This window comes from Methyloversatilis sp. S146-33, assembly GCF_059552495.1.
The window spans coordinates 225,880-238,868 of the sequence record NZ_JCANOT010000026.1; the positions used below are offsets into that span (position 1 = coordinate 225,880).

Below are 12,989 nucleotides of genomic sequence, written 5' to 3' on the forward strand. Positions count from 1 at the left end.
AGGACACGAAATGAAACTGATGAACGCACTGTCGGCCGCACTGCTGTCGCTGGCGACCGCGTCGAGTGCCCTGGCGGCGGTGACCGCCGAAGAGGCTGCGCGACTGAAAACCGACCTGACGCCGCTGGGCGCCGAGAAGGCCGGCAACAAGGACGGCAGCATCCCGGCCTGGAGCGGCGGTTACAACAAGGCGCCGGCCGGCTACAAGCAGGGCACGCCGCGCATCGATCCCTTCGCCGACGAGAAGCCGCTGTTCACCGTCACCGCGGCCAACATGGCGCAGTACGCGGACAAGCTGGATGAGGGCCAGATCTATCTGCTGAAGAAGTACCCGGAGTACAAGCTCAACGTCTACAAGACCCACCGTACCGCGGCCGCTCCGGAGTGGGTGTACGAGGAAACCTTCAAGAACGCCACCCGCACCAAGCTCGAGGGCTTCGCCGTCAAGAACGCCTTCGGCGGCCCCCCGTTCCCGATTCCGAAGAGCGGCGCCGAAGTGGTGTGGAACCACAACCTGCGGGTGCATCCGGCCGGCATCGTGTGGCCGATGCACAGCTACGTGATCGACGCCAGCGGCACCTCGGCGCTGGCCACCGGTGCGGTGAACGAAATCCGCGTGCCGTATTACGAGAAATCGGAGTCGGTCGAGTCGCTGCAGAAAGGCTATTACTTCGGCGTGCTGCAGTCGGTGAGCGCACCGTCGGTGCGCGCCGGCGAACTGCTCATGTTCCGCGACAGCCTGGACAACACCCGCGCCTCCTGGCAGTACCTGGTCGGCCAGCGCCGCGTGCGTCGCGCGCCCAACCTGTGCTGCGACACGCCCAACTTCGTGAACTCCGGCGTCGATTTCTTCGACCAGCCCTTCATCTTCTTCGGCCCGATGGACCGCTACGAGTGGAAGATCGTGGGCAAGAAGGAAATGTTCATCCCCTACAACAACAACCGCCTGCTGCTGACGCCGCACAAGGACCTGATCGGCAAGAACTACACCAATCCGGACGCCGTGCGCTGGGAGCTGCACCGGGTGTGGGAGATCGAGGGCACGGTGCGCGAGGGCCAGCGCGACGTGCGTGCGCGCCGCAAGCTGTATGCCGACGAGGACAGCTGGACCATGGTGATCGGCAACACCTGGGACGCGCAGGGCCGGCTGTGGCACACCAGCGTCGGCTATCCGACCCTGATGCCGGAAATGCCCGCGGTCAATCTGCGTCACTGGGTCACGATGGATTTCATCAAGGGTTCCTACACGGTCACGCTGAACACCGACGAGAAGAGCCCGATCCAGATCGCCGAGCCGCCGCCGTCGGCCAACCTGCTGACGCCTGAGGGCATGGTCGTGCGCGGCGTACGCTGACGCAGCCTTCATCCGTCCAACCGTTCCGGAGACAGCTCAGGTGGCAACCCGACTTGGCGCGACATGCGCACTGACCATCGCCGTGGGGCTGGCTTGCGCCGCGCTCGGCACTTTCGCGGTCGATCTCGATCCGCTCGACCCGCTGGTGCAGCCGGCGGCTCCGTCGGCCGGCGCCTCCGGCGCCTTCCTGATGGCGGCGACGCGGGCCGGCGACCGGCTGGTCGCGGTCGGCGAAGCCGGGGTGATCGTGTACTCCGACGACCACGGCCGCAGCTGGAACCAGGCCAAGGTGCCGGTCAGCGTGTCCATCACCGGCGTGCAGTTCGCCACGCCGACCCGGGGCTGGGCGGTCGGACACAGCGGCGTCGTGCTGGCAAGTACTGACGGCGGCCAGAGCTGGACGCTGCAGCTGGACGGCAACCGCATCGCCTCGCTGCCGGAATCCGGCGGCGAGGTGGCGGCCGACGCACCGCCGGCCAATCCGGGTGACCCGCTGCTCGACGTGTACTTCAGCGACGCGCAGCACGGCCACGCGGTCGGTGCCTTCGGCCTGATGCTGCGCACCGATGACGGCGGCAAGACCTGGGTGCGCCGCAACGGCGCGTTGCCCAATCCGGAAGGACGCCACCTGTACGCGATCCGCCCCTCCGGCGACGCGCTGTACGTGGTTGGCGAAAGCGGTTCCATCTTCGTGTCGCGCGACGGCGGCGCCTCGTTCGCGCGTGTCGATTCGCCTTACGAGGGCAGCTTCTTCGGTCTGGCCAGTCCGCGGCCGGGCGAACTGCTGGTGTTCGGCCTGCGCGGCAACGCCTTCCACAGCGCCGACGGCGGCGTGCACTGGAGCCGAGTGCAGGCCGGCACCGGCGCCTCCTGGACCGGCGCCACCGTCTTCGGCAGCGCCGGCGTGCTGATGGTGAGTCAGTCCGGCGAAGTCGCGCTCAGCCAGGACGGCGGGCGCAGCTTCCGCCTGCTCGAGCGGCGGCTGCCGCCGCTGTCCGCCGTCGCGCTCACTCCCGACGGCCGTGCGCTGGCCGCCGGCGTGCTGGGGGCGAGTGCCATCGATCTCCCGGCGCTCACTGAACAGGGTAAGGGTTCATGAAACACGATCTTCAACGCTCCGGCGCTTCGGCCACGGACGAGGTGGCCCGCTTCGACGCCCGCGCCGGCTCGTCGCTCGAACGCCTCTTCTTCGACAACCGGCTGTGGGTCATCCTGCTGTGCGCGCTGCTCACCGCGCTGCTCGGCTGGAAGGCGACCTCGCTGCAGCTGGCCGCCAGCTTCGAGCGCATGCTGCCGTCCAAGCACAGCTACATCGAGAATATGCGCGGCTACAGCAAGCAGCTGGCCGGCTCGGGCAACGTGCTGCGCATCGTCGTCGCCACCGAACGCGACTCCATCTTCTACCCGGAATACATGGAGACGCTGCGCCGCATCAACGACGAGGTCTACCTGTATCCGGGCGTGGACCGCTCCTTCGTCAAATCGATCTGGATGTCGGCGGTGCGCTGGGTCGGCGTGACGGAAGAGGGGCTGGAAGGCGGCGAGGTGATGCCGCCGGGTTTCGACGGCTCGCCCGACATGCTGGCGCAGCTACGCAAGAACATCGAACGCTCGGGCCAGATCGGCCAGATCGTGGCCGCCGACTACAGGTCGACGGTGATCCAGATTCCGCTGCTCGACGTCGACTTCGATTCCGGCAAGCCGCTGGACTACCTCGACATGAACCACCGCCTGGAAGACCTGCGCGCCCGTTACGCGAGCGAGGACATCCGCATCCACATTACCGGCTTCGCCAAGGTCAGCGGCGACCTGATGGCCGGCATGCAGCAGATCGTCGGCTTCTTCGCGGTGGCGCTGGCCATCTGCACCGCGGTGCTGTTCTGGTACACGCGCTGCGTGCGCAGCACTGCGCTGGTGGTGCTCTGTTCGGTGGTAGCCGTGGTGTGGCTGCTCGGTCTGCTGCCGCTGCTGGGCTTCGACCTGAATCCGTACTCGATACTGGTGCCCTTCCTCGTGTTCGCCATCGGCATGAGCCATGGCGCACAGAAGATGAACGGCATCATGCAGGACATCGGCCGCGGTGCGCCCAAGCTGGTCGCCGCGCGGCTCACCTTCCGCCGCCTCTTCCTCGCCGGCCTGACCGCGCTGCTGGCCGACGCGGTCGGTTTCGCGGTGCTGATGGTGATCGACATCCCGGTCATCCAGGACCTGGCGCTGGCCGCCAGCATCGGTGTCGGCGTGCTCATCTTCACCAACCTCGTGCTGCTGCCCATCTTGCTGTCCTATACCGGCGTCAGCGCGGCGGCGGCGGTGCGCAGCCTGCGCGCCGAGGCGGTGGCCGACGCCGCCGGCCGTAGCGTGAAGCACCCGTTCTGGGCCTTCCTCGACCTGTTCACCGAGCGCCGCTACGCGACCGTCGCGGTGGTGGTCGCCGCGCTGCTCGGCGTGGCCGGCCTGGTGGTGAGTTTCGATCTCAAGGTGGGCGACCTCGAAGCCGGGGCGCCGGAGCTGCGGCCGGACTCCCGCTACAACCTCGACAATGCCTACGTGGTAAGCCGCTACGCCGCCAGCAGCGACGTCTACACGGTGATGATCCCGACGCCCAAGGGCCGCTGTTCGGAGTACGCCACGCTGCTGCGCGTCAATGCGCTCGAAGGCCAGCTGCGCGCGCTGCCGGGCGTCGAATCCACGCTGTCCTTCGTCGGCACCGCGAAGAACGGCCTGGTCGGTTTCGCCGAAGGCAATCCCAAGTGGTACGAACTGTCGCGCGATCAGGCCAGCATCAATTCGGTGGCGCAGTACGCGCCGCGCGAAACGCTGGACGCGCAGTGCAGCTTCCTGACCATCCAGACCTTCCTGAAGGACCACAAGGCGGACACCCTGCTGTCGGTGTCGGCGGTGGTCGAAGCCTTCGGCCGCAAGTACGACAGCGAGGCGGCGCGCTTCCTGCCGGCCGCCGGCAACGCCGGCATCGAGGCGGCCACCAACGACGTGGTGCGCAAGGCCAACCGCGAAATGCTGGCGCTGGTGTATGCCGCGGTGGTGGTGCTGTGCTTCGTCACCTTCCGCTCCTGGCGCGCGGTGCTGTGCGCGGTGCTGCCGCTGCTGCTCACCTCGGTGCTGTGCGAGGCGCTGATGGTGTGGCTGGACATCGGCGTCAAGGTGGCGACGCTGCCGGTGGTGGCGCTGGGCGTGGGCATAGGCGTGGATTACGCGCTGTACGTGCTCACCGTTACGCTGGCCGGCCTGCGCGCGGGAGAAAGTCTGTCCGGTGCCTATTACCGCTCGCTGCTGTTCACCGGCAAGGTGGTGGTGCTGACCGGCGTCACGCTGGGTATCGCCGTCGCTACCTGGGCTTTCTCGCCGATCCGCTTCCAGGCCGACATGGGCATCCTGCTGGCCTTCATGTTCCTGTGGAACATGCTGGGCGCGCTCATCCTGCTGCCGGCGCTCGGCCACTTCCTGCTGCGGCCTGCGACCACCCGGCAGCTTGCCGACGTCGAAGCGCTGCCGCAGGCGCGGGCCGCCTGAACCACCGGCCGGCGCGCTGCGGCGCCGGCTTCTTCGATCAGCTCCTCCTCCGGTTCCTGCCCACATACCCCTGTGGTGGGCCTGGAGGTGTTGTGCCGGGCGGAGTCATCCGTCTTCCGCCCGGCCCTTTTTATTCCGCCGGCCCCGCTGCCGCATCCATCCGCTCAGGGAGAGCCCGATGACCCTGCACGCCCATCCTTCTTGCATCGCCACGGAGTGCCCGCGATGAACGTACTGATCGTCCATGCCCACCCGGAGCCGCAGTCCTTCAGCAGCGCGATGTACCACAGCGCGGCCGACACGCTGCGCGCGCAGGGGCACGCGGTTACCGTGTCCGACCTGTATGCGCAGGGCTTCAACCCGGTGGCGTCCGCCGCCGACTTCGCCGAGCGCCGCAACCCGGACTACCTGAACTACGCGCTCGAACAGCGTCACGCGCAGGAGAGCGGCACGCTGGCACCGGACATCCGCGCCGAGGTGGACAAGGTGCTGGCCTGCGACCTGCTCATCCTGAACTTCCCGATCTACTGGTTCTCGGTGCCGGCCATGCTCAAGGGCTGGATAGACCGCGTGTTCGTCTCCGGCGTGTTCTACGGCGGCAAGCGCATCTACGACCGCGGCGGTCTGCGCGGCCGGCGCGCGCTGGTGGCCGCCTCGCTCGGCGGGCGCGAACACATGTTCGGCGCGGGCGCCATTCACGGCGAGCTGAACGGCATGCTGCGCCACCTGCTGCAGGGCTCGCTCGGCTATGTCGGCTTCGACGTGCTGCAGCCCTTCTACGCCCACCATGTGCCCTATCTGCCGGAGGCCGAGCGCGTCGCCATCCTGCGCCGGTGGCAGGCGGAACTGGGTGCGCTGGACGGGCGCCCGACCTTGCCCATGCCTTCGCTCGACGACTTCGACGACACCTTCCGGCCGCTGGCCTGAGCAGACTTTCCTGGAGAACTTCGTGAAACGACTGATTGCACGCAGGGTGGCGGTGCTGGGCGCCGGCGTGATGGGCGCGCAGATCGCCGCGCACTTTGCCAATGCCGGCATTCCGGTGCGCCTGTACGACCTGCCGGGCGGTGAGGACGACCGCCGCGGCGTCGCTCGCGCCGCGGTGCAGCGGCTGCTGGTGATCGAGCCGGCGCCGCTGGTCGAGGCGGCGCGCGCCGCGCTGATCGAGCCGGCCAGCTTCGACGACGACGCGCCGCTGCTGGCCGACTGCGACCTGGTGATCGAGGCAGTGGCCGAGCGCATGGATATCAAGCGCAGCGTCTATGCCCGCGTGGCGCCTCACCTGGCGGCGCATGCGGTGTTTGCCAGCAACACCTCGGGCATCCCGATCGCCGATCTGGCGGCGGCGCTGCCGGCCGGTCTGCAGCCGCGCTTCTGCGGCGTGCACTTCTTCAATCCGCCGCGCTACATGCCGCTGGTCGAACTGATCGCCGGGCCGGGCACGCAACCGGCGGTGCTCGACGCGCTCGACACCTTCCTCACCTCGACGCTGGGCAAGAGCGTGGTGCGCGCGCTCGACACGCCGAACTTCATCGCCAACCGGGTCGGCATCTTCGCGCTGCTCGCCACCGTGCATCACGCGCAGAGACTGGGACTGGGCTTCGACGTGGTCGACGCGCTGACCGGTCCGCCCCTGGGTCACCCGCGCAGCGGCACCTTCCGCCTGATGGACCTGATCGGGCTGGACACCATGGCCAACATCCTGCGCACCTTTGAGCGCACGCTGGCCGCCGATCCGTGGCATGTGCACTACCGGGTGCCGGCGTGGATGGCGGAGCGGATCGCCGCCGGCGCGCTCGGTCAGAAGACGCGCGGTGGCCTGTACCGCAAGGGCGCGGCCGGACACGAGGTGTTCGATCCGCCGACCGGCGACTACCGGCCCGCCGACGGTCGCATCGCGCCGGAGGTGGCCGAACTGGTCGCGCTGCGCGACGAGGGCGAGCGCCTGCGCCGGCTGCGCGCGTCCGCCCATCCGCAGGCGCAGCTGCTGTGGTCGGTGCAGCGCGACCTGTTCCACTATTGCAGCCACCATCTGCACGAGATCGCGCCGACCGCGCGAGACATCGACCTCGCGATGCGCTGGGGCTACGGCTGGCAGCACGGGCCGTTCGAACAGTGGCAGGCGGCGGGCTGGCAGGAAACCGCCGCTGCGCTCGCCGCCGACATCGAATCCGGCGTGGCGATGGCGCAATGCGCGCTGCCCGAATGGGTGTTCACCGACGCGCTGCAACCACGCCTTGGGGTGCATGAGGGCGCGGCTTCGTGGTCGGCCGCGCGCGCGGCCGCACTGCCTCGCGCAGCCCTGCCGGTACACGCACGCCAGCGCTTCCCGGACGCGCTGCTGGGCGAGCACGTGCCGGCGCGCAAGGTGCTGTTCGAATCGGATGACGTGACGCTGTGGCTGCCGGAAGGCGACGCCGACGACGCGCATGCGGTGCCGGTGCTGTCGCTGCGCACCCGGATGGGCGCCATCGGCGCCGGCGCGATCGACGGCATGCTGGAGGTCGTGGACCGCGCCGAGCGCGAGTACGCGGCGCTGGTGCTGTGGCAGCCGCAAGGCCCGTTCAGCGCCGGCGCCAATCTGCGCGACATGAGCGCACTGATGCAGCGGGGTGAGCTCGCCGCCATCGACGCGTTCCTGGTCAGCTTCCAGACCTTGACCTCGCGGCTGGCGCAGGCGCGCGTACCGGTGGTTGCGGCGGTGTCCGGCATGGCGCTGGGCGGCGGCTGCGAAGTGATGATGCACTGCGCCGCTGCCGCGCTCGCGCTGGAATGCACGGTCGGTCTGGTCGAAAGCCGGGTGGGTGTCATTCCGGGCGCTGGCGGCTGCAAGGCTTTCGCACAGCGCGCGGCGCAGCAGGCTGCGCAGTGGGGGCGCCCGGGTGTGGACGGTCTGATCGATGCGCTGAGCCGCCCGTTCGACCTGCTTGCCGCCGGCCGCACCGCGCCCAACGCGCAGCAGGCGGTGGCGCTCGGTTTCGCGCGCGAAGCCGACAGCGTGGTGTTCCACCCGCAGGAACTGTTGTGGGTGGCGCAGCAGAAGGCGCGCGCGCTGGCGCGCACCGGCGGTCACGTGCGGCCGGCGCTGCCGCTGCCGGTGGCCGGTCGCGCCGGCATCGATGTCTTCGGCGAGCGGCTGGCGCTGCGGCGTGCTGCCGGCGAGCTGTCGGCGCACGACGAGCGGGTCGGTCGCGCGCTGGCGCATGCGCTGTGCGGTGGCGAAGTCGAGCCGGGCTCGCCGGCCGACGCGGCGCAACTGCTGGCCGCCGAGCGGCAGGCCTTTCTGGAACTGGTCGCCACGCCCGAGACGGCGGCGCGCATCGCCCATATGCTGGAAACCGGCAAACCGCTGCGCAACTGAATCCCCGAGACCACGCATGGACACCGCACCCGCCGAATCGGTCGACGTCGCGCTCGAGGACGGGCTGTGGCACATCCGCCTGAACCGTCCGCACAAGCGCAACGCGCTCACCCTGCCCATGTTCGCGGCGCTGGGCGAGGCGCTGCAGGCAGGGCAGGCCCACCCCGAGGTTGGCGCGCTGCTGCTGTCGGGCGCTGGCGCCGACTTCACCGCCGGCCACGATCTGCAGGCCTTCGAACACTGGCCGCAGGCCTCGTGGGACCCGATACCCCGATTCCTGCACGCGCTGCCGCGCGTGCGCAAGCCGCTGGTCATCGCGGTGCAGGGCGTGGCCATCGGCATCGGCGCCACCAGCCTGCTGCACGCGGACTGGGTGTGCAGCACGGCGGACGCGAACATCCGCTTCCCCTTCGTCGAACTGGGCCTCGTGCCGGAGGCCGGCAGCAGCCAGCTGCTGGCGATGACGGTGGGACTCGGCCGCGCGCGGCGCCTGCTCCTCGATGGTCAGGCCGTCAGCGGCGCGATGGCGCACGACTGGGGGCTGGTGAGCGAGGTCGTCGCAGCCGACACGCTGCTGGATGAAGCCCGTGCCCGTGCCCGCCGGCTGGCGTCGCGCGATGCGCGGGCCTATGCCCGCACCAAGACGCTGCTGCAGCCGGCCGGGCTGGCGCGCCGCATCGACGTCGAGATCGAGCTGATCAACCGGGCGGTGCTCGAACGTCGCGCCGCCGCCAGCGACGGCGAGGCCTGAGCCCGTCCGCCCGCGTCGCGCGGCAGTTCGCCGGTTTCATTCAAAAGATCGCCCGGATCGTTCAAGCCCGGTCGGCCCCTTCCTTCCTACAGTCGGACCCGCATGTTCCTGTCGGGTGGTCCGGGGCTGTCTTTCCCCCGCAGGGACGTTTCAGAGTCCACAAGAACGGAGGGGAAGATGGGCGAAGCAACTGTGGCCGCAAAAGCGGCGGGAGCGACCGAGGGCGCGAGCACCTTCGACGCGGTGGTGATCGGCGCCGGCGTGGCCGGGCTGTACCAGGTGTACCGGCTGCGCGAGATGGGCATGTCGGTGCAGGGCTTCGAAGCCGGCTCCGGCGTCGGCGGCACCTGGTACTGGAACCGCTATCCGGGTGCGCGTTTCGATTCCGAGGCGGAGATCTACCAGTACTGGTTCGACGAGGCCATGTTCAAGAACTGGCAGCCGAGCGAGCGCTTCCCGGCGCAGCCGGAAACCGAGCGCTGGCTGAACTACGTCGCTGATCGCGCCGACCTGCGCAAGCACTTCCGCTTCGACACCCGCGTCACCGCGGCGCGCTACGACGAAGCGAAGCGGCAGTGGGCGGTCACCACCGACGCCGGCGACACGGTGACGGCGCGCTTCCTGATCTGCTGCACAGGCATGCTGTCGGCGCCGTTGACCTCGGTGTTCCCGGGGCAGGACAGCTTCCGGGGGCAGATCTTCCACACGGCACGCTGGCCGAAGGAACGGGTCGAGTTCGTCGGCAAGCGGGTCGGCGTGGTCGGTACCGGTGCCACCGGCATCCAGGTGATCCAGACCATTGCGCCGCAGGTCGGCCACCTGAAGGTGTTCCTGCGCACGCCGCAGTACGTGATACCGATGCGCAACCCGAAGTACAGCCCGGCCGACTGGGCCAAGCAGGGCGAGCGCTTCGCCGAGATCCGCGATCGCGTGGCGCACACCTTCTCCGGCTTCGAATACGACTTCGAGAACGGCGCCTGGGCCGACCTCACGCCGGCGCAGCGCACCGAAGTGCTGGAGCGGCTGTGGGCCGACGGATCGCTGTCGCTGTGGCTGGCCTCCTTCGCCGAAATGTTCTTCGACGAGAAGGTGAACGCCGTGGTGTCCGAATTCGTGCGCGACAAGATGCGCGCGCGCATCAAGGACCCGGCGCTGTGCGACAAGCTCATTCCGACGACCTACGGCTTCGGCACCCACCGCGTGCCGCTGGAGAGCAACTATCTCGAGGTGTACCACCAGCCCAATGTCGAGATCGTCGACGTGAAGCAGGCGCCAATCGAGCGCATCGTGCCCGAGGGCGTCATGACCGCCGACGGCACCGTCCATGCGCTCGACATCCTGGTGCTCGCCACCGGCTTCGACGCCGGCTCGGGCGCGCTCACCCGCATCGACATCCGCGGCCGCGAGGGCCGTTCGCTGAAGGAGGAGTGGGGCCAGGAAATCCGCACCACGATGGGCCTGCAGGTGCACGGCTATCCCAACCTGTTCACCACCGGCGCGCCGCTGGCGCCGTCGGCTGCGCTGTGCAACATGACCACCTGCCTGCAGCAGCAGGTCGACTGGATCACCGCCTGCATCCGCTCGATGCGCGACAAGGGCCAGCAGGTGATCGAGCCGTCGAAGGCGTTGCAGGACCAGTGGGTCGCCCACCACGACGAGACGGCGAACAGGACGCTCGTGGTGAAGACCGACTCCTGGTACATGGGCACCAACGTCGCCGGCAAGCCGCGCCGCCTGCTGTCCTACATCGGCGGCGTCGGCACCTACCGTCAGAAGTGCGACGAGGTCGCGGCCAGCGGCTATCGCGGCTTCACCTTCGCCTGATCGGCGATGCACCCGGCCGGCATCGCCGGCCGGGCCCGGACACAGCGCCGCACCACCCGGTGACGGCGACGACGGAGGAGCAGGAAGATGATCCAGAACGACTATTACAGCCAGGACATGCACGGCCCCTACGAGCTCATCAGCATCGGTGCGCTGGAGCTGGAGGAGGGCGGCACGATTCCCGACTGCCGGCTGGCCGTGGTCACGCACGGCACGCTGAACGCGCGCAAGGACAACGCCATCCTGGTGCCCACCTGGTACTCGGGCACCAGCAAGATCATCGAGCAGGTCTACATCGGCAAGGGCCACGCGCTCGATCCGGACAAGTACTTCATCGTGCAGATCAACCAGATCGGCAGCGGGCTGTCGACCTCGCCGCACAACAGCGACGGCGCCATCGCGATGGAGCGCTTTCCGCGTGTGCGCATCGGTGACGACGTGCGCGCGCAGCAGCGCCTGCTGTCGCAGCAATTCGGCATCGAGAAGCTGGCGCTGGTGGTCGGTGGCTCGATGGGCGCGCAGCAGACCTGGGAATGGGCGGTGCGCTTTCCCGAACGCGTGCTGCGCGCGGCGCCGCTGGCCGGCACGGCGAAGAACAGCGAACACGACTACCTGTTCGCCGAGACACTGATCGAAGCCATCGTCACCGACCCGAACTTCAAGGGCGGCCGCTACGCCGCCTCGTACGACGTGATCGACGGCCTGCGCCGTCACGCCAAACTGTGGACGGTGATGGGCTGGAGTGTCGATTTCTTCCGCGAAGGACGGCACCGCGTGCTCGGCTTCGAGTCGGTCGCCGATTTCGTCGATCGCTTCATGGTCGGCTACTTCGGTCCGATGGACGCCAACGACCTGCTGTGCATGGCGTGGAAGTGGCAGCGTGGCGACGTCAGCCGCCACGCCGGCGGCGACCTTGCGGCCGCACTGGCCCGCGTGCGCGCGAAGATGTACGTGATGCCGATCAGCCACGACATGTTCTTCCCGCCCGAGGACTGCCGCCGCGAGCAGCGCCTGGTGGCCGGCAGCGAACTGCGCGTGCTGGACAGCATCGACGGCCACTTCGCGTTGCTGGGCACCGACCCGGCGATGGTGGCGCAGGTGGACGCCCACCTCGCGGAGCTGCTCGCCACGCCTGCCGGCTGAGCGCGCGGCGGTTTCGCTGCGCTGCAACCTCGGCGCGCCGGACGCTCTGCTAAGCTGCCCCTGCCTGCCGGCTTGTGCCGGCAGGCGTGACCGGCGGCGCAGCGGACCGCGTCCGGCCTTCTCGTCGGGGGAGAACGACATGCCGAACATCATCACGCCGAAAGAACTGCCCCAATGGGTGCCCGGCGAGGTGCTTTCGTCGAGCGACAACCTCGGCTGGAAGGGCGTGGGCCATCGCTCCTACCGCTATGCCGGGCTGGATGTGCCGATCCCGCCGCTGGACCACTTCATGGTCGTGCGCTACGCCGCCGGCCAGACGCCGATGGACCGCTGCTTCGACCAGCGCTGGTCGCGCGCCGACTGCCGTCCGGGTGATGCCTCGCTGCTCACCATGTCGGAGGCCTCGCACTGGCACTGGACACAGCAGATCGACGTGTCGCACGTCTATCTGTCGAACAGCCTGATGTCGCGCGTGGCCGGCGAGGTGATGGACAGGCCGGTGGCCGAGGTGAGGCTGCACGACGTGCTGTGCGCGCGCGACCCGACGCTGCTCGCGATCACCGACGCCATCACGCAGGAAGCGGTGCAGCCCGAGATGGGCGGCCCGCTGTATGCGGAGACGCTGGGCACGCAGCTGGCCGTGCATCTGCTGCGCAAGTACGCCCAGGTCACCTTCCGCCACGACCTGCCGGGCGGCCGCCTGTCACCGGCACAGATGCGCCGCGTGCTCGACCTGATAGACAGCCGCCTGCACGAAGCGCTGACGCTGGAGGACATGGCCGAGGCGGCCGGCCTCGGCGTATGCACCTTCCACCGCCGTTTCCGCGAGACACAGGGGCGGGCGCCGCACGCCTTCGTGATCGACCGGCGCGTCGAGCGCGCGCGCCAGCTGCTCGCCGCCGGCGACCTGGCGGTCAAGGAGGTGGCGGCCAGCTGCGGTTTTTCCGATCAGGCGCACATGACGCGCGTGCTGCGCGCACGGCTCGGCACCACGCCAGCCAAGCTGCGCGCTGCGCGCGGCTAGC

The 12,989-nt window shown here is 69.2% G+C and carries 9 protein-coding genes; all 9 read left to right on the forward strand.

Features of this window, described 5'->3' with window-relative positions:
* The first annotated feature begins 10 nt into the window (after nucleotides 1-10).
* The 9 genes from AC51BJ_RS10615 (at nucleotide 11) to AC51BJ_RS10655 (ending at nucleotide 12,988) form a co-directional block, all read left to right on the forward strand.
* A complete protein-coding gene (locus AC51BJ_RS10615) occupies nucleotides 11-1,354 on the forward strand; it encodes a DUF1329 domain-containing protein (protein WP_496280189.1) in 1,344 nt (447 codons plus the stop codon).
* A gap of 40 nt (nucleotides 1,355-1,394) precedes the next feature.
* Nucleotides 1,395-2,453, forward strand: coding sequence for a WD40/YVTN/BNR-like repeat-containing protein (locus AC51BJ_RS10620; RefSeq protein WP_496280190.1), 1,059 nt, complete (start codon nucleotides 1,395-1,397; stop codon nucleotides 2,451-2,453).
* Complete coding sequence (locus AC51BJ_RS10625; RefSeq protein WP_496280191.1) at nucleotides 2,450-4,885, forward strand: efflux RND transporter permease subunit; 2,436 nt, start codon at nucleotides 2,450-2,452, stop codon at nucleotides 4,883-4,885. The genes AC51BJ_RS10620 and AC51BJ_RS10625 overlap by 4 nt, the downstream gene beginning before the upstream one ends.
* A gap of 225 nt (nucleotides 4,886-5,110) precedes the next feature.
* Nucleotides 5,111-5,812, forward strand: coding sequence for an NAD(P)H-dependent oxidoreductase (locus AC51BJ_RS10630; RefSeq protein WP_496280192.1), 702 nt, complete (start codon nucleotides 5,111-5,113; stop codon nucleotides 5,810-5,812).
* Between the two features lie 22 nt (nucleotides 5,813-5,834).
* Nucleotides 5,835-8,246, forward strand: coding sequence for a 3-hydroxyacyl-CoA dehydrogenase/enoyl-CoA hydratase family protein (locus tag AC51BJ_RS10635; protein WP_496280193.1), 2,412 nt, complete (start codon nucleotides 5,835-5,837; stop codon nucleotides 8,244-8,246).
* A 16-nt stretch (nucleotides 8,247-8,262) separates the two neighbouring features.
* On the forward strand, nucleotides 8,263-8,997 hold the full coding sequence (locus tag AC51BJ_RS10640; protein WP_496280194.1) for an enoyl-CoA hydratase-related protein: 735 nt from the start codon (nucleotides 8,263-8,265) through the stop codon (nucleotides 8,995-8,997).
* A 177-nt stretch (nucleotides 8,998-9,174) separates the two neighbouring features.
* Complete coding sequence (locus AC51BJ_RS10645; RefSeq protein ID WP_496280195.1) at nucleotides 9,175-10,821, forward strand: flavin-containing monooxygenase; 1,647 nt, start codon at nucleotides 9,175-9,177, stop codon at nucleotides 10,819-10,821.
* An 87-nt stretch (nucleotides 10,822-10,908) separates the two neighbouring features.
* Nucleotides 10,909-11,964, forward strand: coding sequence for an alpha/beta fold hydrolase (locus AC51BJ_RS10650; protein ID WP_430435490.1), 1,056 nt, complete (start codon nucleotides 10,909-10,911; stop codon nucleotides 11,962-11,964).
* Between the two features lie 139 nt (nucleotides 11,965-12,103).
* Entirely contained in the window at nucleotides 12,104-12,988 is an 885-nt protein-coding gene (locus tag AC51BJ_RS10655; RefSeq protein ID WP_304009787.1) for a helix-turn-helix domain-containing protein, read from the forward strand.
* Nucleotide 12,989: the final 1 nt, after the last annotated feature.